Raw genomic sequence first — 19,023 nt, 5'->3', positions numbered from 1 at the left:
GTATCGAGTCCCCCACATTATCGGTTTTGGAATGAGCATCGATCAAGAACAGGTTGTCAATGAGCTCTTTACGATCCGCGACTTCGTGCGCTGGAGCCTGAGTCAATTCCATCGTCATCAGGTATTTTACGGTCATGGGACCGACAATGCCTGGGATGAGGCGGTGCAGCTCGTGCTGGGGGCGGTCGACCTGCCCTGGGACACGGATCCGACGGTGCTCGACGCCCGTCTGACCTACGGCGAGCGCAAGCGCGTGGTTGACTTTCTGCGCCAGCGGGTGGAAGAGCGCAAGCCGCTGCCCTACATTATCGGCGAAGCCTGGTACCTGGACATGCCGTTCTACGTCAGCGAACAGGTGCTGATCCCGCGCTCGCCGATCGCGGAGCTGGTGCGAAACCGCTTCGAGCCCTGGTTGCGGCCGGGCCCGGTCGAGCGCATTCTCGACCTCTGTACGGGCAGCGGCTGCATCGGTATCGTCTGCGCCCATGCCTTCGAGGAGGCCGAGGTCGACCTGGTCGACATCTCCGTCGAAGCGCTCGAGGTGGCGGCCCGCAACGTCAGTCGTCACGAACTGGAGGATCGGGTACACCTGATCCAGAGCGACCTTTTCAGTGCGCTGCAGGGCCGTAAATACGACCTCATCGTCAGCAATCCGCCCTATGTGGATCAGGCCGACTACGCCGCCATGCCGGCCGAGTACCGGCACGAGCCGGAGCTGGCGCTTGCGTCCGGCGAGGACGGCCTCGATGTCACCCGCAACATTCTGCGCCAGGCCTGTGACTATCTTGCGGACGATGGCCTGCTGGTGGTCGAAGTGGGCAACAGCGAGGTTCACCTGATGAACCTGTATCCGCAGATACCCTTTATCTGGGTCGAGCTCGAGCACGGTAACGGTGTCTTCACCCTCACGGCCGAGGAACTGCGTCGGCACCGGGACGAGATTTGACCGGCCATGCGCCGCCTGGCGGGGCTCGACTCCGCCGGGCGGCCGGGCCTTGGATGTTTTTGCTGTGACAGGAACGAAAGATGTCAGGAAATAGTTTCGGTAAACTCTTTACGGTTTCGACCTTCGGCGAAAGCCATGGGCCGGCGCTGGGCTGTGTTGTCGATGGCTGCCCGCCGGGGATCCCGTTGTCCGAGGCGGATCTTCAGGCCGACCTCGACCGTCGCAAACCCGGTACCTCGCGCCACACCACCCAGCGTCGCGAACCCGATCAGGTGCGCATACTCTCGGGCGTGTTCGAAGGGCGTACCACCGGTACCCCGATCGGGCTGCTGATCGAGAACACCGATCAGCGTTCCAAGGATTACTCCAATATTCAGGATACCTTTCGCCCGGCCCATGCCGACTACGTCTACAGCCACAAATACGGTTTTCGGGATTACCGGGGTGGCGGCCGCTCGTCTGCGCGCGAGACCGCCATGCGTGTCGCGGCCGGTGCCATTGCGAAGAAGTTCCTGGCGGCCAAGGGGATAGCGGTACGCGGTTATCTGAGCCAGCTCGGACCGATCCGCATCGACGAATCCCGGTTCAGCTGGGACGAGGTGGCCCGCAACCCGTTTTTCTCGCCGGATGCGGATGCTGCGCAACGGATGGAAAGCTACATGGACGAGTTGCGCAAGGAGGGCAACTCGATTGGCGCGCGGATCTCCGTGGTGGCCAGCGGCGTGCCGGTGGGGCTGGGCGAGCCGATCTTCGACCGTCTCGATGCCGAGCTGGCCCATGCGCTGATGAGCATCAACGCGGTCAAGGGCGTCGAGATCGGGGACGGTTTCGCGGTGGTCGAGCAAAAAGGCACCGAGCACCGGGACGAAATGACCCCGGGGGCTTTGTTTCCAACCACGCCGGCGGCGTGTTGGGCGGCATATCGACCGGCCAGGACATCAGCGCCCATATCGCGCTGAAACCGACCTCGAGTCTGCGCCTGCCCGGACGCAGCATCAACAGCCGGGGCGAGCCGATCGAAGTGGTGACCAAGGGACGTCACGACCCCTGTGTCGGTATTCGTGCCACGCCGATCGCTGAAGCCATGATGGCAATCGTGCTGATGGATCACTATCTGCGCCATCGCGGCCAGAATGCCGATGTGAAAACGGATCTGCCGGTATTGTGATACCGGTCCATGTTCTTGAACGAACGCAATCGATTCAAAGCGTCAATGGCCGCTTCCCAAGTGCGGGGCGGCCGTACCAGTGCAAAGGGCTTTACGACGAGATGACCAAGACCTACACCGAAAAACTTTATGACGGCTATGGCCAGAGCTTCGAGATCGACGAGGTGCTGTTCGAGCAGCAGACCGATTCCTGGCATCTGATCATCTTCCGCAATCGCCAGTTCGGTACCGTGATGGCGCTCGACGGCATCATTCAGACGACCGAGAAGGACGAGTTCGTCTATCACGAGATGCTCACTCACGTACCGCTGTTCGCCCATGGCGATGCAAAGCGTGTGCTGATCATCGGCGGCGGCGACGGCGGCATCCTGCGCGAAGTGCTGCGCCATCCGGAAGTGGAGCATGTCACCCAGGTCGAGATCGACCAGTCGGTGATCGAGATGTGCAAGACCTATCTGCCCAATCACTCCCGGGGCGCGTTCGACGACCCGAGGGCGAATATCGTCATTGCCGACGGCATCGAATACGTGCAGCAGTGCCAGGATAAATTCGACGTTATCATCTCCGACTGCACCGACCCGGTCGGCCCGGGCGAAGTGCTGTTTTCCAGTGCGTTCTACGAGGGTTGCAAGCGTTGCCTGAACGATGGCGGCGTGTTCGTGGCGCAGAACGGTGTCGCCTACATGCAGGTCGAAGAGGTGGTGACCACCCGCCGGCGTCTTGGCCCCTATTTTGCGGACCAGAGCTTCTACTGTGCGGCCGTGCCGACCTATGTCGGTGGGGTCATGACCCTGGCCTGGGGCTCGGACAACGACTCGCTGCGACGTCTTCCCGTCGACCTGATCGAACAGCGCTTCGCCAGGGCCGGCTTCAAGACCCGCTACTACAATCCGGCTGTCCACTGCGGCAGCTTCGCGCTGCCGCAGTTTGTGGTCGATGCGCTGGAAACGGCCTGACGTTCGTCTGTCTGCCCGGGCCGCGATAGCGGCCCGGGATTCCCTGCCGCTACGGCAGATCTGCCCCGGGATGTCGCTCTGGATCGCGGATGTCTGAACCGATCCCCTATCTTCGCCTGTCCGGCTTCTACCTGTTCTATTTCGCACTGCTCGGTGCCATCGTGCCGTACTGGCCGCTGTATCTGAAAAGCCACGGTTTCGATGCCTGGACGATCGGCGCGCTGATGGCGATCGTCCAGGCGTCCCGCATCGTCGCGCCGAATATCTGGGGTTGGGTGGCCGATCGCAGCGGCCGGCGGATCGAAATTGTGCGCTTTGGCAGTGGCATGACGGCGCTGCTGTTTCTGGCGATCTTCTGGGTCGACAGCGCCCCCGGCATCGGCTGGGTCATGCTCGGGTTTTCCTTCTTCTGGAATGCGGTACTGCCCCAGTTCGAGGTGATCACGTTGCGCCATCTTGGCGACGAGGCGGCGCGTTACAGTCAGGTCCGGCTCTGGGGCTCGATTGGCTTTATCGTCGCGGTGCTCGCGCTGGGCTGGCTGCTGGACCTGACCGGCGTCGAGGCGCTGCCGGTGGTCATGCTCGGACTGATGCTGCTGATCTGGATGAACAGCTGGCTGATCGGCGCTCCCCAGGCACGGCCGGACACCGAAGCGGCGGGCGATGGTTTCGTTAAAAGCCTGCTGCGTCCCCAGGTGCTGGCATTTTACGCCATCTGCTTCCTGGTGCAGTTTGGCCACGGGCCCTATTACACCTTTTTCAGCCTGCTGATGGAGTCCCTCGGTTACAGCCGTGGTCAGATAGGACTGCTCTGGGCGCTGGGTGTCGTGGCCGAGGTGTTGGTCTTCGTCATCATGCACCGGCTGGTGTTGCGCTTCGGTCTGCGGCGGCTGATGCTGGTCAGTCTCTGGCTCTGTGTGCTGCGCTGGCTGCTGACCGCCTGGGTGCCGGAGGTCTTGCCGCTGATGTTGCTGGCGCAGTGCCTGCACGCGGCGACTTTCGGCGTACTGCATGCCACCGGCATCGCACTGGTGCAACGGTATTTCTTCGATCACAGCCATGGGCGGGGGCAGGCGCTGTTTTCCAGTCTGGGCTTTGGTGCGGGCGGAGCCTGTGGTGCCCTGGCGGCCGGGGTGCTCTGGGAAACACAGGGTGCGACGGTTACCTTCATGGCCGCGGCCGCAGCAAGCGCTGTCGCGATCGTGCTGGCAACGCTATGGATTCATCCGGAAAAACTGCAGCAAAATGAGCGTTAGATTTATATTGCAGTGCCGTTATACTATATTGAATCGACGTCCCGACAGGCGTACGGACAGGCGGGCGTGCTGCCCGTTTTGTGCACTTCGGACGCCATGGGCGGTCACCGCAGGCGGCGCGGCCGTGGTTCCCGGACAGGACCTGGCCGGATGAAAGCAGGAGAGCCGGATGAAGTTCAAGATCGATGTCGAAATGACGCCCGAGGAGTTCAGGCAGCTGCTGGGGTTGCCCGATGTGGCCGGGCTGCAGCAGGAGATGCTGGACGAAATCAGACAGCGGATGATGGCCGGCGCCGAGGGTTATGATCCGATGGCGCTGTTCAAGCAGCAGTTGACCGGCGGTTTTGGCTCGATGGACAGCCTGCAGCAACTGATGATGAACATGATGAGCCAGTACAAGGGGGCGGCAAAGGGCCCGGACAAGAAATCGGACTGACCCTGCCCAAGAGACCCCCGAACCAATACAAGTGGAAGCAACCAGAGAGTGAGCGCCTTGCGAATCTTAAGAAAATATACCAATCGCCGCCTGTACGATACGTCCAGGAGTTGTTATGTCACCCTGGAGGACGTCAAGCAGCTGGTGCTAAGCGGCGAGCCGTTCCAGGTTCAGGACTCCAAGACCGGGAATGACCTGACGCGCAACATTCTGCTGCAGATCATCGCCGAGCAGGAGGCCGAAGGGCATGGCACCCTGCTGACCAATCAGGTGCTGCAGCAACTGATCCGCTTCTACGGCGACAGCATGCAGGGCATGATGAGCCAGTACATCGAACAGAGTGTGGGGGCCTTCCTCGAGCATCAGGAGCGGATTCGCGAACAGATGCAGAATGTGATCGGCGCGACCAATCCGCTGACCATGATGAACCGGCTGGCCGATCAGAACATGGCGATGTGGAACATGTTCAACCCGGCCGGGCGCAAGGAGCAGGACGAGCCCAAGCCCGAACCCGAGGAGGAAGCGAGCGGTTCGGGGGCCGGCAACAAGGACAAGAAGAAGGGCTGATGAGCGGTCGTTGACCGCGACCTGCGTGGATTCGGCGCCCTCAATCGTGTTCGATCAGCCAGCTGGCAATGCGCGGAGCTACCAGTGTTCGGGCACGGCGAGAGACGAAGACGCCGATATGGCCTGCCGGAACGCAAAGCGCCTCGTAATCCCGGCTCGAGGTCAGCGCCTCGAGGGGGATCGACGCCGACGGCGGCACCAGATGATCGTACCGGCCGTAGATATTCAGCAGTGGCTGGTCGATCGCCCTGAGGTCGACCGGCCGCTCGCCGATGATCATTTCGTTGTGCAGCAGCCGGTTCTGCTGAAAACAGTCCCGAATGAACTGGCGGAAGGCTTCGCCGGCCTGGTCGGGGCTGTCATGTATCCATTTCTCCATGCGCAGAAAGCTCAGCGCCTGTTCCCGGCTTCCAAGCTGCTCCGACATTGCCAGGTGTTTCTGGATGCCAAGGCGCATCGGCATCAGCGAGCGGTAGCATTCGTTGAGTACCTGTCCCGGAATATTGCCGTAGGTATCGACCGCGAGGTCCGTGTCGACCTGTTGCGCCAGATGACTGAGGCGGTTGTCCGCGGTCTTGAAATCGACCGGCGTGACCAGGGTGATCAGGCTGCGGATCTTCTGCGGATTCAATGCGGTATAACAGAGACTGAAGGTGCCGCCCTGGCAGATGCCGAGCAGATTGATGCGGTCCCTGCCGCTATGACGGCGTACCTGGTCGACGCAGTTGTCGAGATAGCCGTTGATGTAGTCGTCGAGGTCGAGAAAGCGATCCGCGGCATCCGGATAGCCCCAGTCGATAAGGTAAAGATCGAGACCCAGCGAGAGCAGTTCCCGTACCAGTGAACGCTCGGGTTCGAGATCGATCACGTAGGGGCGGTTGACCAGGGCGTAACAGATGAGCACCGGGGTGTGGCAGGCGGTGGCCGTCTGTGACCGGTAGCGCAGCAGTTGCACCTTGTCTTCGCGGTAGACCAGGTCGGCGGGTGTCTGGCCGACATCGATCTCGTCGATATCGGCCAGGGTGTCGCAGCTGTCGATCAGCTTGCGGTTGAACTCGCCAAGTTCGTCCAGAATCCGCGCCGGGTCGAGATTGAATCCCTTCATCGCGGTCGCTTCCCTGTCGTGCTCCGGCGCCCGGGAGCGGGCTTGCGATCCTTGACCTCGAGTCTGAATTGCTCGAATTCCGCACGCAGGGCCTGTACCTCGCCCGCCGGAACCGAGTCCTTGAGCTGCGCTTTCAGTGCCTCCAGTTCCAGGCTCATTGCACGCACCTGCTTGCGCAGACGGTGCTGGCGTTCGCCCAGACTGTCCAGCCCCTGCCGGCTGGCGAGCCCAAGCGCTTCATAATAGCTGTCTCGCCAGTCCTGGCAGAACTTCTGCAGGTGCATCAGGGCGTTGGAGGTTCGGCCATAAGCGCTCTGGAAGTCGGTACTGAGACTGGTATCGGCGTGGATCTTTTCGTAGCAGTTCACCCACAGGCGATGGAGTTCGCCCAGGGACTCGACGTCGGCGTCGTCCTCGGCGAGGCGCGCCAGCATCTGTTCACCCGCCTGTCGATTGATGGCATCGTGAAGTTCGATGAAATGCTGCAGCGCCTCCTGATAGTCGAGCAGCAGGCGAAAGCCCTTGCGGGCCTCGCGCTGCCAATGTGGGTCGCCGCCGAAGAGCGCACCGCCCGACAGGTTGCCGAAGCCGCCGGCGAAGGGGTTCTCGAACGGCGTGTCTGCGCCGCAGCCCCAGGTCCCGGCCAGGGCGGCAAGCTGCGCCGGCAGTTGCCACTGCTGCAGCAGTGCGGCGCCGGCATGTTGCTGCATGCCGGTGGTCAGTTGCTCAATGGCCCGCTTGAGCCCCGAATCGTCGCCGGGTTCCTGCAGGGCCTGCAGAACCTGTTCGCCGAAGCGGTTGAACAGGCCGGCGTTGGCGGTCAGCAGGGAGGTCAGGCGTGCCTGCTGTTCCGGCAGCTCCTTCAGCATCGACTGTTGATACTCCCGGAACAGACGCTGCCAGGATTGCGGCGCTTCGGCGGCGGTACCGCCTTCGGCCAGCCTGGCCCAGTAGGCCTTTTGCTGCTCGAGCCAGGCCTGCATCTGTTTGTGAATATCGTCGCTCAAAGGGCGCTCTCCGTGTTCGTGTTCGTCCATCATAATACAGCGGGGCGAGGCGTATGAAGCGGCTTGTCCCGCAGTGCTTCAGGTTCAGCCGTCGGCGACCTCTTGCAGCATTTCGACGAGCTGTCGGGCGGCATTGGACAGGGTGCGGTCGCGATGGTAGATGTATCCGAGCTGGCGCACAATCGGTGCCGAGCCGATCTCCAGTACTTTCAGGCTGTCGTCGATCAGGGTTTGCGGCAGCAGGCTCCAGCCAAGGCCGATGCTGACCATCATGCGGATGGTGTCCATGTAATTGGTGGTCATGCCGACATGAAGCGGCAGCCCCAGCCGTTCGAACTGTCTGACCGCGAGCTGACGGGTGAAGGTATTGCTGCCGGGCAGTATGGCATTGAAATGCGTCAGTTCCTGCAGCGAGAGTTGGTCGCGGGACGCGAGGGGGTGGTCGCGCGAAACGACATAGCGCAGCGGGTCCTGCCAGACGGTTTCAGAGCGGATCGAGGTGTGGGGGTGGGGCGAGAGGGTGATCAGTGCAAGCTCCAGCTCACCCTTGAGAATACCCTCGTAGGCCCGTTCGGACTCGTCGAACTTCAGCTCCAGTGTCACGCCGGGATAGCGCCGGTGATAGGCCTTCAGCACAGGCGGCAGGCGGTGAAGGCTGATGTGGTGGCTGGCAGCCAGGCTTAGCGGCCCCTGAACCTCACCGGACAGATTGCCGATCAGGCGCTGGCATCCTCGAGTTCCAGCAGCACCTTGCGGGCCCGCGGCAGCAGCGCCTGACCCGCCTCGGTGAGGCCGATATGGCGGCCGATGCGGTCGAAAAGGCGCGTATCGAGCTGCTCCTCGAGCTGAGAAATCCGCTTGCTGACGGCGGACTGGGTCAGGAACAGCCGGCCGGCGGCCTGGGAGAAGGAGCCGGTTTCCGCCACGGTGACGAAGGCCTGAAGGGTATGGGTGTCCATGAATGCCAGTTAACAGGTGAAAGTTGCCAGATACCGGTGCGTTTTCCGGTCCAACCCGGGCGGCACCTTTCAGTCGCTCTTGGGATCCGGCAACTGGGAGCCGACCGCATCCAAAAAGGAACGGAGTTGCGGCTCCGATGGTACCACAGTCAGCGTCAAGAGGACGTTCACCTAAGGCCATCCAGCCGTTATCGCGGCCGCCGCGCGTTGCGGCCGGCTCATGCGAGGGGTTTCAACCGGCAGGGTGATGGCAGGCGGCGTAGTGTCCCGATCCATGATCCTCCAGGGGCGGGTCGACCCGGCGGCAGACGTCGGTGGCGGCCGGGCAGCGTTTGGCGAAGGCGCAGCCGCGCGGCGGGCTCAGCGGGTCGGGCAGTTCGGCATCGGCACCCTCCGGGGCCGCGAGCGGCCGACCGACCGCGGGAGCGCTGCGGGCGAGCAGCGCGGTGTAGTGGTGGCGCGGGTGGGCGAAGACCTGACGCGCCGGGGCGAGCTCCACGATGCGGCCGAAGTACATCACCGCGACGCGGTCGGCCACTGCCTCGACCACGGCGAGGTCGTGGCTGATGAAGACGTAGGTGAGATCGAACGCGTCCTTCAGCCGTGCCAGCAGGTTCAGCACCTGCGCCTGCATCGATACGTCGAGTGCCGAGACCGGCTCGTCGAGCACCAGGATGCGGGGGCGGCGGCCAGTGCGCGGGCGATGGCGATGCGCTGCGCCTGGCCACCGGAGAATTCGTGCGGATAGCGGTCTAGGAATTCGGCGTGCAGGTTCACCGCGTCGAGGATCTCGTCGATCCGGGCAGCGCACTTGTCTGCCGGCATGGCGTGGAGCAGCTTCAGCGGCGCCTCGAGGATCTGGCGGATCGTCTTGCGCGGGTTGAGCGAGGAGGCCGGGTCCTGGAAGACGTACTGGATCAGCTTGCCGAACGCGGCCGGATCCTTGCCCGCCTGGTCGGCGTAGTCGGTGCCCTCGATCTCGATGCTGCCGTCGGTCGGCGGCAGCAGTCCCACCAGCATCCGCGCCAGCGTGGACTTGCCGCAGCCGGATTCGCCGACGATTCCCAGCGTCTCGCCCCTGTCGACGTCAAGGCTCACGGATTGCACGGCGTGAACCGAGGGCTTTTTCTTGCCGAAGCCGAAGAGCGTCCGGCCACCGCCGAAGCGCTTGTCGAGGTCCCGGATGCGCAAGGTCGGGGTCATGCCGTATTTCCCGCCGCGTCGTTTTCGGGGAACAGACACCGCACGGCGCGGTCGTCGCCGAAGGGGTCGAGCGCGATCTCGCCGTTGCGGCAGACCGCCTGTGCCTTGTCGCAACGTGGAGCGAAGGCGCATCCGGCGGGCAGGTTGTCCGCCGCCGGCGGCAGGCCGGGGATGGCATGCAGCGCCCGTTGGCCGCCACCGAGCTCTGGCACGCAGGCGATCAGGCGGCGGGTGTAGGGATGAGCGGGGTCGGAGAGGATCGCGTCGGTCGGCCCGGTCTCCACGATCCGGCCCGCATACATCACCGCGATCCGGTCGCAGAGCTGCGCCACCACGCCGAAGTCATGGGTGATGAAGAGGATCGCCACGCCGCGCTCACGCCGAAGGTCGTCGAGCAGCGCGAGGATCTGTGCCTGCACGGTGACATCGAGCGCGGTGGTGGGTTCGTCGGCGATGATCAGGTCGGGCTCGTTGACCAGCGCCATGGCGATGCCGACCCGCTGGCGCATGCCGCCCGAAAGCGCGTGGGGGTAGTCGTCGATCCGGCTGGCGGCGTTCGGGATGCGCACCGCCTCCAGCAGCTCCAGCGCCCGTTTGCGCGCCTCGGCGTGCGGGATGGCGTGGTGGGACTGGATCGCCTCCACGATCTGCTCGCCGACGCGGTAGAGCGGATGGACCGTCGCCAGCGGGTCCTGGAAGATGTAGGAGATCCGGTCGCCGCGGAGCTTGCGCAGTTCGGAGAACGGCCCGCCGAGCACCTCGCGGCCGTCGTAGCGCACCGCGCCGCCGGCGATGACACCGGGGGCGAGGCGACGAGGCCCATGACGGAGAGCGCGGTGACCGACTTGCCGGAGCCGGATTCCCCGATCAGTCCGAGACATTCGCCCTTGTGCACCGGAACGTGACGCCGGAGAGTGCCTGCAACGTGCGGGAGCCGACGCGGAACTCGGTACGCAGGTCCTGCACGTCGAGCAGCGCCGGATCGGCGGGCGGCTCGGGCGCCGCCTCGCGATCCACGAGGGTACGGGCCATCGGCCGGGTCAGCGCGCCGGAGCGCAGGCGCGGGTCGAGGGCGTCACGGATCCCGTCGCCCAGCAGGTTCACGCTGATGACGATGATGAAGATCATCAGGCCGGGCACGATCGAGGCGTGCGGGTCGGTGATGAGCGCGTTGCGCCCCTCGCCGAGCATCGAGCCCAGGTCGGCCACGGGCGGCTGAGAGCCGAGGCCGAGGAAGGAGAGGCCCGCGGTTTCCAGGATCATCCAGCCGACGGTGGTGGACATGGCGATCACGATCAGCGGCAGCACGTTGGGCAGGATCTCGGAGGTCATGATGCGCAGGTCGGTCATACCGGCGAGGCGCGCGGCGTCGACGAATTCCTTGTGGGCGAGGCTGACCGTCACGCCACGGATATTGCGGGCGAAGAACGGGATGTTGACGACGGCAACCGCGAGCAACGCGTTTGTCAGCCCGGGGCCGAGAGCGGCGACGATGGCGAGCGCGAGCAGGATGTAGGGGAAGGCCATCAGCATGTCGATCGCGCGCATCAGCCAGTTGTCGATGCGCCCGCCGAAGTAACCGGCGGTGATGCCGATCACGGATCCGAAGAAGGCCGCCCCCACGGACGCGACGACGCCGACGATCAGGCTGAGCACGGAGCCCCAGATCAGCCGCGAGAGGATGTCCCGGCCGAGGTGATCGGTGCCGAGCAAGTGGCCGGCGGAGAATGGCCGCAGGAACTTCTGCGCGGTGTCCTGGGCGTAGGGATCCTGAAGCGGCAGCAGCGGCGCGAGGGCCGCGACCAGCACCACGGCGATCAGGATCACCCCGCCTGCGGCGGCCAGCCGGTTGCGGGCGAAGAGCTTCAGGAACGCTGCGCGCGGCGCCCTGCGGGCCGGGGCGACGGCGGTCCCGCCCGCGCTCATGTTTTCACCCGCGGGTCGAGAAGGCTCTGCGTCACGTCGACGGCCAGATTGAAGAGCACGTAGCAGGTGGCGACGATCACCACGCCGCCCTGCACCAGCAGGATGTCGCGGGTGAGGATGGCGGTCACCAGCATCCTCCCGACCCCGGGCCACTGGAACACCGTCTCGATATAGACCGCGCCCGAGAGCACGAAACCTGCCTGCACGCCGATCACCGGGATGATCGAGACCATCGCGGCCTTCAGCGCGTGGCGCCAGATGACGCGGCTCTCGCGCAGGCCCTTGGCGCGGGCGGTGCGGATGAAGTCCTGCCGCAGCACCTCCAGCATGGCCGAGCGGGAGAGCTGGCGATGACGCCGGTGGCGACGACGGCGAGCGCGGCGGCGGGCATGATGAGGTGGTGGAGCAGGTCGGGGAGATCGCCGCCGCCGTAGATCGCGTACATGCCGGAGACCGGTAGCCAGCGCAGGTCCACGGCGAAAACGAGGATCATCATCATGCCGAGGAAGAAGGAGGGGATGGAGATACCGATCAGCACGACGAAGGTGATCGCCTTGTCGGCCAGCCCGTACTGCCGCGCCGCCGAGACGACGCCGGCGATGACGCCGAGAATGGAGCAGAGCACCAGCGAGCTGCCGGCGAGAATCAGCGTCGCGCCGAAGCGCTCCAGCACCTCGTCGAGGACCGGGCGGTTGAGCGAGAAGGAGCGGCCGAAATCGCCCTGCAGAATGTTGCCGAGCCAGATGAAGTACTGCTGGAGCAGCGGCTTGTCGAGGCCCAGGTCGCGGTTCAGCTTCTCGACGTTATCCGGTGTCGCGTAGGGGCCGAGGATGGCGGTCGCCGGGTCGCCGGGGATCAGCGACATGATGAGAAAGACGATGACCGTGATCCCGAGGATCACGGGAATCGCGGCGAGGAGGCGCTTGAGGATGTAGCTGCCCAATGGCTGGCTCCCGACGGCTGGCTGGAGGATTCAGTTCTTCTCGACGTCCCTGAGGATGAGGAAGAAGGACGGCTCGAGTTGCAGTTTTTTGACCGTGGCGGCGGTCACCGCGTTCTGCTTCCAGTTGGCCACGAAAACCCAGGGCGCCTCGTCATGCACGATCTGCTGCATCTCCTTGTAGAGCTTTGCGCGCTCTTCCCGGCTGGTAGTTACGCGGGCCTTCTCCAGCAACTCATCGACCCTGGGGTTGGAATAGTAGCCGGAGTTGAACCCGCCCTTGTCGGGCCAGGCATCGGTCCTGAGTGCGAGGAACGGCAGCGTGTCGGGATCCTGCGTCATCCAGGCCATCTCGGCCATGTCGGCCTTGCTGTCCAACCCTGGGTTCACTTCGCCGAGGAAGGAGTTCCACTCGTAGGTCTCGATCTTGACCTTGAAGCCCACGGCCTCGAGATCGGCCTGGATTGCGGTGCCCATCGGAATCGGGTCGAGCATGCCCGAGCCACCTTCGGTGACATAGAAGGTAAGCTCCGCCCCTTCGGCGTCGGCCTCGGCGATCAGCGCCTTCGCCTTCCCTGGGTCGTAGGGATAGGGTTTCAGATCCCTGTTGTAGGCCCAGCCGAAGGCCGGCGGGGTTGGGCCGGCGGCTACGTCCGCGGTACCTTCGAGCACGTTGTCGACGATCGCCTGCTTGTTGATTGCGTAGTTGGCTGCCGGCGTACCCGCACGTCGGAAAACGGGCCTTCCTTGTGATTCAGGATCAGGAACCAGAGGTGCGGGCCGGCCGCTTCCAGGATCTTGTAGCGGTCGTTTTCGAACGCCGACAGCGCATCGGGTGGCACCTCGACCATCACGTCAATGCCGCCGGCGAGCATCTCGGCGGTGCGGGTGTTGGCATCGGTGATCGGGCGGAACACCACTGCATCGAGCGGCGGCGCGCCGTCCCAGTAGTCGGGGTTCTTCTCGACCACCACCGCCTCGTTGGAGCGCCACTCGACGAACTTGAACGGCCCCGTCCCCGCGGGATGGCGGCCGAACGCCTTGCCGTGCTTCTCCACCGCCGCGGGCGAGACGATCAGCCCGGTGGCATAGGTAATGTTGGCCATAAAGGGCGCGTAGGGCTCCTTGAGCTTGAATTCCACGGTCAGGTCGTCGATCACGTTTACCTGCTCGACCGAGGAGAAGAAGAACGCCAGCGGGAACGGGCCGGTGTCGTGGTAGGGGTGAGTCTCGTCGAGCATCCGGTCGAAGTTGAACTTCACCGCCTCGGCGTTGAAATCGCTGCCATCGTGGAACTTGACGCCGGGACGCAGGTGGAAACGGTAGACGGTGCCGTCCCCGGAAATGTCCCAGCTTTCGGCGAGCGCCGGCTCGGGCTCCAGCGTGCCCGGCTTGTGGCGCGCCAGCCCGTCGTAGATGTTCAACAGAATTCGGAAGTCGTTGGCGGCGGTGACGGCTGCCGGGTCGAGCGACTTCGGTTCGGCGATCTGACCGACGACCAGTACGCCCGGCGGGGTCTGGGCGATAGCGGGAAGCGCGAGCGAGACCGACAGGGCGGCAAAGGCAAGGACGCCGACCACCCGGCGCATCAGCGGGATGAATGTCATGTCAGAGGCCCCTTGTTGGTTGGTTTGAGATTTATCGTAGCAATCCCCCCTGAGATTACCTATCTGGAGCTTCAGGGGCTGGCAATCAGCCGTGCCATCGTCGTCGTGCATGGAGTTATCCTGGTGTGTGAGTCCGATTCTCACTGTACCCGCTTCGTTATCTGCTTGCGGCTGCGAAAAATTAATCGCGTCGGAGCTTGACCTGTGAGCGACTCATAGGTTCTAAGCTATGGGTAAGTCAGCACAGAGGTGGTTGTCATGACCGTTAACGAGCTTGCCAAAAAGCTTAAAGTCGCGCCGGATACGGTGCGCTATTACACCCGGATCGGGCTTCTGGAGCCCCGCAAATCAGCCGAAAACGGCTATCGCCAGTACAGTGCGCGGGACGAAGAGCGCCTGCGCTTCGCCTTGCGGGCGAGACTCCTGGGATTCACGCTGCGGGATATCCAGCAGATTCTCGACCATGCCGACAGCGGCGCTTCGCCCTGTCCGCTGGTGCGCAGTCTGATCGTGCAGCGTGTCGACGACATGCGCGAGCAGCTGCGCGAAGCCCTGGCGCTGTTCGAACGTATGGAAAGCGCGCTGGAGCAGTGGGACCAGATGCCCGACCAGATGCCGTGCGGCGACATGATCTGCCACCTGGTTGAATCCTGGAGTCCGGCCGACGAAAAAGCGGCCGAGGTATTCCGACCGATGCACGGGAAAGGATTCGAAAGTCATAACACGGAGCCCCAATCATGAACCATCCATCCCATTGTCATGAGCCCGGCCACCGGGCCGATGTCGAGCAAAGGGAAGTGGCCAGAGCATTCGTCTGACCATAACCGGCGCGTCCTGCGGCGGTTGCGTCGGCAAGATAGAGAAGGCGTTGCAGGGGGTGGAAGGCGTCGAGAACGCGAGCTTCAACCTGGCTGACCGGGAAGCGGTAGTCAGCGGCGAGGTCGACGTCACGGCACTGATCGCGGCGATCGAGACCGCCGGCTTCGAAGCCTCCGAAATCACTGATGACGCGCAGGCAGACGCGAACGAGAAACCGGCCGCATCCTGCCATGGTGCTCAGGCATCCGAGAAAAGAGCGCCTCAGGCGGTCACTGAAAACTCGGTGCACCTGGCCGTGACCGGCGCCTCCTGTGCCAGTTGCGTCAGCAAGATCGAGAAGGCATTGCAGGCGGTGGAAGGCGTCGAAGCCGCAGCCTTCAACCTGGCCGACCGGGAAGCGGTGGTACACGGCCAGGTCGATGCCGCCGCGCTGATCAAGTCGGTTGAAGCTGCCGGCTACGGCGCCTCGGAGATTACCGACGAAGAGCAGGCCAGCGACGAAAAGGAGAAGGCCGAGGAAGCGTACTACCGCAAACTGCTGCGGGAGATGACCATCGCCCTGGCGCTGGGCGTGCCGCTGATGGCCTATGGCCTGCTTGGCGGCGAGATGAGCGTCGTGACCACCGGTGAGCGGCTGGTCTGGCTGCTGGTCGGTCTGGTCACGCTGGGCGTGATGGTCTTCGCCGGCAGCCACTTCTACCTCGGCGCCTGGAAGTCGTTCAAGGCGCACAGCGCCAATATGGATACGCTGATCGCGCTGGGTACCGGGACCGCCTGGCTGTATTCGATGGTGGTGGTGATCGCGCCCGGCATCGTGCCGGAACTGGCGCGCCACGTCTATTTCGAGGCCACGGCGATGATCATCGGCCTTATAGACCTTGGTCTTGCGCTGGAAATCCGGGCCCGTGGTCGTACCTCCCAGGCGATCAAGCGGCTGCTGGGCCTGCGGGCCAAGACCGCGCGCGTCGTCCGGGACGGCCGCGAGCAGGATATTCCGATCGACTCGGTGCAGCTCGACGATATCGTCCGCGTCCGGCCCGGTGAGAAGGTACCGGTCGACGGCGTCGTGACCGAAGGTCACACCAGCATCGACGAGTCGATGCTGACCGGTGAGCCAATGCCGGTCGAGAAAGGTGCCGGCGACGACGTGGTCGGCGGTACCCTCAACAAGTCCGGCTCCATCCTCTACCGGGCCACCCGGGTCGGCAAGGAGACGGCGCTGGCGCAGATTATCGCGATGGTCAAGCAGGCGCAGAACTCCCGACCGCCGATCGGCCGGCTCGCCGATACCATCGCGTCGGTCTTCGTGCCGACGGTAATGATCATCTCGGTGCTCGCGGCCCTTGCCTGGTACAACTTCGGCCCGGTGCCACAGGTCGCCTACATGCTGGTCACAGCGACCACGGTGCTGATCATCGCCTGCCCCTGCGCGCTGGGTCTTGCGACGCCGATGTCGGTGATGGTCGGTGTCGGCAAGGCGGCCGAAGCGGGCGTGCTGATCCGCAACGGTCAGGCGCTGCAGCAGGCCAGCAAGCTCGATACCATGGTGCTCGACAAGACCGGCACCATCACGGCCGGGCACCCGGAAGTGACCGAGGTGATCACCCGCAACGGCTTCGATGAAAGCGAACTGCTGCAGCTGGCCGCGAGCCTCGAGGCGGGTTCCGAACACCCACTGGCCCAGGCCATCGTCGAATCTGCCCAGGCCCGCGAACTGACGCTGGATTCCCTCGAGGGCTTCAATGCGATCGCCGGCCACGGTGTAGAAGGTTCGGTAACGGGGCGCATGCTGCTGTTCGGCAACTACAAGCTGATGAAGGACCGCGAGGTCGACCTCGGCGATCTGCGTACCAGGGCCCAGGAGCTGGCCGCCCAGGCTCGGACGCCAATGTATCTCGCCGTGGACGGCAAGGCGGCCGGCATCATCGCGGTGGCGGATCCGGTCAAGGAGGATTCGGTCGCAGCCATTCGCCGTTTGCAGAAGCTCGGGCTCGAGGTGGTGATGATCACCGGTGACAACGAGGCCACGGCGAAGGCGGTGGCCGGGAAGGTTGGCATCCAGCACTATTTCGCCGAAGTGCTGCCGGACGACAAGCAGAACAAGGTCGCGCAGTTGCAGCAGCAGGGCAAGCTCGTCGGCATGGTCGGGGATGGCATCAACGATGCGCCGGCCCTGGCCCAGGCCGATGTTGGGTTCGCCATCGGTACCGGTACCGATGTGGCGATCGAGAGTGCCGATGTCACCCTGATGCGGGGGTCTTTGCACGGCATCGCCGATGCGATCGCGATCTCGAAGGCGACGCTGCGCAATATCAAGCAGAACCTGTTCGGCGCCTTCGTCTACAACGTGCTGGGCATCCCCTTTGCCGCCGGTGTGCTCTATCCTTTCGTCGGCATCCTGCTCAATCCCGTGATCGCCGGCGCCGCGATGGCGTTCTCGTCGGTGACCGTTGTGACCAATGCCAACCGTCTGCGCCTGTTCAAGTCCCGGGAGGAATCCGCATGAGCATTATCGTCAATCTGGTTGGACTGACGCTTATCACGTTAATTGCCCTGTGTGAGCGATTCTGGATCGGCAGCCAGGAGGCAACAGCATGAGTATTCTTGTAAATCTGGTCGGACTGGCACTGATCGCGTTAATCATCTGGTGGTTCTGGCTCTACCAGCCCAAGGCGGCCGAGAAGGCGGATAGCGGCGTGGTGACCATCACCGTCGATGACGGTGTCTACAGCCCCAGCCGGGTACGCGTCAGACCGAACGAGCCGTTGATGCTGCGCTTTTTGCGCAAGGACCCGAGTCCCTGCGCCGCCATGGTGATCTTCGACGACCTCGATATCAGCGAGGAGTTGCCGGTGGACAAGCCCGGGAGATTCGTCTGAAGGTCGCGAAGGCGGGCACCTACGCCTTTACCTGCCAGATGAAAATGTACCGCGGCGAGCTGGTCGTCGACGATAACTAGGCTAGGGAAGGCCTGTGTGCTGATGCACCTGCTCATGCATCACGGCCATGATCACGGGTCCCATCGTCACGACGACGATGGCCGCTAGGCCTCCAGACTCGGGCCCCGCCCCGCGGAGGCGCTAAGCTGAAATCGGGAGCGAAACGATGTCGGATCACGATGCCTATGGGTTATGGATGCTGGGGCTGTTCAACTCGGCCATCTCTATCTTTTTCGCGTTCAGTTTCACCAAACCGCGTACGCGGCTCGACTGGCGCAGCCTCGGCGGTTTTTCGGCCTATATCCTGATCATGCTCGGGCTTTTGCTGCAATGGCCGACAATCCTGATCCTGATCATGTTTCCGGCTCTGGTGGTGGTCTACATTCGATTGGCCAGGCGTGAAGAGGCGCCGGCGTTCTTCCCGAGATTGAGGGGCCGAAGTTCGATGGCGTCCAGGCACTGATGCAGGACTCAAGAGATACGGTGGGCTATTCAGGTACCTCGATCCGGCTGGTGCATGGCGAGCCCGCAGCTCTGGAATACATGCGCGATTATCTGCGCCGCGGCACGGGCTTCAGCGTCGAGGTGGCCGAGCACGGAACAACCCTGACTTTCTAAGGAGAGGCTCATGAAAATCGAAACCCTGAAGGATGTACTCCACTGGACCGCCGATTTGCACCGTCAACTGTCCCGCTGTCTGGCCGATTGCGAGAACAGGGCGGTCAATGAACGTGCCCGGCTGTTGCTCGACTTTCTGGAACAGCACGAAGAGAAACTCGCCCGGGTGGTCAGCCGCTTCGAGGAAATGGCCAGCAGCAATGCGCTCAATACCTGGTGTTACGAATACTTTGACAAGAATCCCGAATCGATGGCGCAGATCTGCGACACGGACTACAACAGGCTCGAACCCGAAGGTGTCATGGCGCGGATTCTTGAACAGCACAACCAGGTGATCGAGCTGTACCGTTATCTCCGGGCCCAGTCCGGCGCGGCTTCGGCGAGGGATCTGCTGCAAAACCTTATCGCGCTGGAAGAGCACGAGGCGATGCAGATGGCGCAGGGCAGCAATCGGCTGGAGGATATTTGACCCCGACTTTCAGGCGGGTGGGCTGCGGCACCTGCGCCCGTTTCTGTGGCGTGACCTGCAAATAGGCAGGGCGGACCTGGTTGCATGCAAGGCCAGGAGCTT

Annotated in this window: 21 protein-coding genes and 3 pseudogenes; 13 read left to right on the top strand and 11 right to left on the bottom strand. The window is 63.6% G+C overall.

Features of this window, described 5'->3' with window-relative positions; all coding sequences use genetic code 11:
• Positions 1–31: 31 nt before the first annotated feature.
• The 6 genes and pseudogenes from prmB (at position 32) to phaR (ending at position 5,329) form a co-directional block, all read left to right on the top strand.
• Entirely contained in the window at positions 32–946 is a 915-nt protein-coding gene (prmB, locus tag ACFQDL_RS28270) for a 50S ribosomal protein L3 N(5)-glutamine methyltransferase (protein WP_379912013.1), read from the top strand.
• A gap of 80 nt (positions 947–1,026) precedes the next feature.
• Positions 1,027–2,114, top strand: a pseudogene (aroC, locus tag ACFQDL_RS28265) (chorismate synthase).
• 101 nt (positions 2,115–2,215) lie between these two features.
• Positions 2,216–3,070: a polyamine aminopropyltransferase gene (speE, locus tag ACFQDL_RS28260; protein ID WP_379912011.1), complete on the top strand. Its 855-nt coding sequence runs from the start codon at positions 2,216–2,218 to the stop codon at positions 3,068–3,070.
• An 89-nt stretch (positions 3,071–3,159) separates the two neighbouring features.
• Complete coding sequence (locus tag ACFQDL_RS28255; protein ID WP_379912009.1) at positions 3,160–4,326, top strand: MFS transporter; 1,167 nt, start codon at positions 3,160–3,162, stop codon at positions 4,324–4,326.
• A 169-nt stretch (positions 4,327–4,495) separates the two neighbouring features.
• A complete protein-coding gene (locus tag ACFQDL_RS28250; protein WP_379912007.1) occupies positions 4,496–4,762 on the top strand; it encodes a DUF6489 family protein in 267 nt (88 codons plus the stop codon).
• A gap of 57 nt (positions 4,763–4,819) precedes the next feature.
• Positions 4,820–5,329: a polyhydroxyalkanoate synthesis repressor PhaR gene (gene phaR, locus ACFQDL_RS28245; RefSeq protein ID WP_379912005.1), complete on the top strand. Its 510-nt coding sequence runs from the start codon at positions 4,820–4,822 to the stop codon at positions 5,327–5,329.
• A gap of 40 nt (positions 5,330–5,369) precedes the next feature.
• Here phaR and phaC read toward each other — a convergent pair whose 3' ends face one another.
• From phaC to ACFQDL_RS28190, 11 genes and pseudogenes are all read right to left on the bottom strand, one after another.
• Complete coding sequence (gene phaC / locus ACFQDL_RS28240) at positions 5,370–6,434, bottom strand: class III poly(R)-hydroxyalkanoic acid synthase subunit PhaC (protein WP_379912003.1); 1,065 nt, start codon at positions 6,432–6,434, stop codon at positions 5,370–5,372.
• Positions 6,431–7,441: a poly(R)-hydroxyalkanoic acid synthase subunit PhaE gene (locus ACFQDL_RS28235; RefSeq protein ID WP_379912001.1), complete on the bottom strand. Its 1,011-nt coding sequence runs from the start codon at positions 7,439–7,441 to the stop codon at positions 6,431–6,433. The genes phaC and ACFQDL_RS28235 overlap by 4 nt, the downstream gene beginning before the upstream one ends.
• Before the next feature lie 84 nt (positions 7,442–7,525).
• Positions 7,526–8,086, bottom strand: coding sequence for a LysR family transcriptional regulator substrate-binding protein (locus tag ACFQDL_RS28230; RefSeq protein ID WP_379913413.1), 561 nt, complete (start codon positions 8,084–8,086; stop codon positions 7,526–7,528).
• 71 nt (positions 8,087–8,157) lie between these two features.
• Complete coding sequence (locus ACFQDL_RS28225) at positions 8,158–8,400, bottom strand: LysR family transcriptional regulator (RefSeq protein ID WP_379911999.1); 243 nt, start codon at positions 8,398–8,400, stop codon at positions 8,158–8,160.
• Between the two features lie 232 nt (positions 8,401–8,632).
• Entirely contained in the window at positions 8,633–9,022 is a 390-nt protein-coding gene (locus ACFQDL_RS28220) for an oligopeptide/dipeptide ABC transporter ATP-binding protein (RefSeq protein WP_379911997.1), read from the bottom strand.
• Positions 9,016–9,603 carry an ATP-binding cassette domain-containing protein gene (locus ACFQDL_RS28215; RefSeq protein WP_379911995.1) on the bottom strand — a complete coding sequence of 196 codons (588 nt, stop codon included), beginning with the start codon at positions 9,601–9,603 and terminating at the stop codon, positions 9,016–9,018. Before ACFQDL_RS28215 ends, ACFQDL_RS28220 begins: the two co-directional genes overlap by 7 nt.
• A complete protein-coding gene (locus ACFQDL_RS28210; protein ID WP_379911993.1) occupies positions 9,600–10,382 on the bottom strand; it encodes an ABC transporter ATP-binding protein in 783 nt (260 codons plus the stop codon). The genes ACFQDL_RS28215 and ACFQDL_RS28210 overlap by 4 nt, the downstream gene beginning before the upstream one ends.
• 88 nt (positions 10,383–10,470) lie before the next feature.
• A complete protein-coding gene (locus ACFQDL_RS28205; RefSeq protein WP_379911991.1) occupies positions 10,471–11,529 on the bottom strand; it encodes an ABC transporter permease in 1,059 nt (352 codons plus the stop codon).
• Complete coding sequence (locus ACFQDL_RS28200) at positions 11,526–11,849, bottom strand: ABC transporter permease (RefSeq protein WP_379911989.1); 324 nt, start codon at positions 11,847–11,849, stop codon at positions 11,526–11,528. Before ACFQDL_RS28200 ends, ACFQDL_RS28205 begins: the two co-directional genes overlap by 4 nt.
• Positions 11,771–12,472, bottom strand: a complete 702-nt coding sequence (locus ACFQDL_RS28195) for an ABC transporter permease (protein ID WP_379911987.1) — start codon at positions 12,470–12,472, stop codon at positions 11,771–11,773. The genes ACFQDL_RS28200 and ACFQDL_RS28195 overlap by 79 nt, the downstream gene beginning before the upstream one ends.
• A 30-nt stretch (positions 12,473–12,502) precedes the next feature.
• Positions 12,503–14,058: pseudogene (locus ACFQDL_RS28190) on the bottom strand (ABC transporter substrate-binding protein).
• A gap of 276 nt (positions 14,059–14,334) precedes the next feature.
• On the opposite strand from ACFQDL_RS28190, the gene ACFQDL_RS28185 reads away from it, so the two are divergent.
• From ACFQDL_RS28185 to ACFQDL_RS28155, 7 genes and pseudogenes are all read left to right on the top strand, one after another.
• The gene (locus tag ACFQDL_RS28185) at positions 14,335–14,817 is read left to right on the top strand and encodes a MerR family transcriptional regulator (protein WP_379911985.1); all 483 of its coding nucleotides are present in this window, start codon (positions 14,335–14,337) and stop codon (positions 14,815–14,817) included.
• 67 nt (positions 14,818–14,884) lie between these two features.
• Positions 14,885–17,401, top strand: a complete 2,517-nt coding sequence (locus ACFQDL_RS28180; protein ID WP_379913411.1) for a heavy metal translocating P-type ATPase — start codon at positions 14,885–14,887, stop codon at positions 17,399–17,401.
• 88 nt (positions 17,402–17,489) lie between these two features.
• Positions 17,490–17,854, top strand: a pseudogene (locus tag ACFQDL_RS28175) (cupredoxin domain-containing protein).
• Positions 17,847–17,942 carry a DUF2933 domain-containing protein gene (locus tag ACFQDL_RS28170; RefSeq protein ID WP_379913409.1) on the top strand — a complete coding sequence of 32 codons (96 nt, stop codon included), beginning with the start codon at positions 17,847–17,849 and terminating at the stop codon, positions 17,940–17,942. Before ACFQDL_RS28175 ends, ACFQDL_RS28170 begins: the two are co-directional and overlap by 8 nt.
• Positions 17,943–18,000: 58 nt before the next feature.
• Complete coding sequence (locus ACFQDL_RS28165; RefSeq protein ID WP_379911983.1) at positions 18,001–18,297, top strand: hypothetical protein; 297 nt, start codon at positions 18,001–18,003, stop codon at positions 18,295–18,297.
• Positions 18,297–18,452, top strand: a complete 156-nt coding sequence (locus ACFQDL_RS28160) for a hypothetical protein (protein WP_379911981.1) — start codon at positions 18,297–18,299, stop codon at positions 18,450–18,452. The genes ACFQDL_RS28165 and ACFQDL_RS28160 overlap by 1 nt, the downstream gene beginning before the upstream one ends.
• Positions 18,453–18,462: 10 nt before the next feature.
• The gene (locus tag ACFQDL_RS28155) at positions 18,463–18,921 is read left to right on the top strand and encodes an ATPase (RefSeq protein WP_379911979.1); all 459 of its coding nucleotides are present in this window, start codon (positions 18,463–18,465) and stop codon (positions 18,919–18,921) included.
• The last annotated feature ends 102 nt before the right edge of the window (positions 18,922–19,023 follow it).

It is taken from the genome of Marinobacterium aestuariivivens (genome assembly GCF_042661465.1).
Classification (GTDB): Bacteria; Pseudomonadota; Gammaproteobacteria; order Pseudomonadales; family Balneatricaceae; genus Marinobacterium_A; species Marinobacterium_A aestuariivivens.
Note: the sequence above shows the minus strand (reverse complement) of the source record. Positions and strands in the feature narration are given on the sequence as shown.

Bases quoted from the DNA above. Each gene is read 5' to 3' on its own strand.
- ACFQDL_RS28225 (WP_379911999.1), bottom strand. From the start codon at position 8,400: ATGGACACCCATACCCTTCAGGCCTTCGTCACCGTGGCGGAAACCGGC.
- ACFQDL_RS28250 (WP_379912007.1), top strand. From the start codon at position 4,496: ATGAAGTTCAAGATCGATGTCGAAATGACGCCCGAGGAGTTCAGGCAG.
- prmB (WP_379912013.1), top strand. From the start codon at position 32: ATGAGCATCGATCAAGAACAGGTTGTCAATGAGCTCTTTACGATCCGC.
- ACFQDL_RS28215 (WP_379911995.1), bottom strand. From the start codon at position 9,603: ATGACCCCGACCTTGCGCATCCGGGACCTCGACAAGCGCTTCGGCGGT.
- ACFQDL_RS28160 (WP_379911981.1), top strand. From the start codon at position 18,297: ATGCAGGACTCAAGAGATACGGTGGGCTATTCAGGTACCTCGATCCGG.
- ACFQDL_RS28185 (WP_379911985.1), top strand. From the start codon at position 14,335: ATGACCGTTAACGAGCTTGCCAAAAAGCTTAAAGTCGCGCCGGATACG.
- ACFQDL_RS28155 (WP_379911979.1), top strand. From the start codon at position 18,463: ATGAAAATCGAAACCCTGAAGGATGTACTCCACTGGACCGCCGATTTG.
- ACFQDL_RS28165 (WP_379911983.1), top strand. From the start codon at position 18,001: ATGTCGGATCACGATGCCTATGGGTTATGGATGCTGGGGCTGTTCAAC.
- ACFQDL_RS28255 (WP_379912009.1), top strand. From the start codon at position 3,160: ATGTCTGAACCGATCCCCTATCTTCGCCTGTCCGGCTTCTACCTGTTC.
- speE (WP_379912011.1), top strand. From the start codon at position 2,216: ATGACCAAGACCTACACCGAAAAACTTTATGACGGCTATGGCCAGAGC.
- phaC (WP_379912003.1), bottom strand. From the start codon at position 6,434: ATGAAGGGATTCAATCTCGACCCGGCGCGGATTCTGGACGAACTTGGC.
- ACFQDL_RS28205 (WP_379911991.1), bottom strand. From the start codon at position 11,529: ATGAGCGCGGGCGGGACCGCCGTCGCCCCGGCCCGCAGGGCGCCGCGC.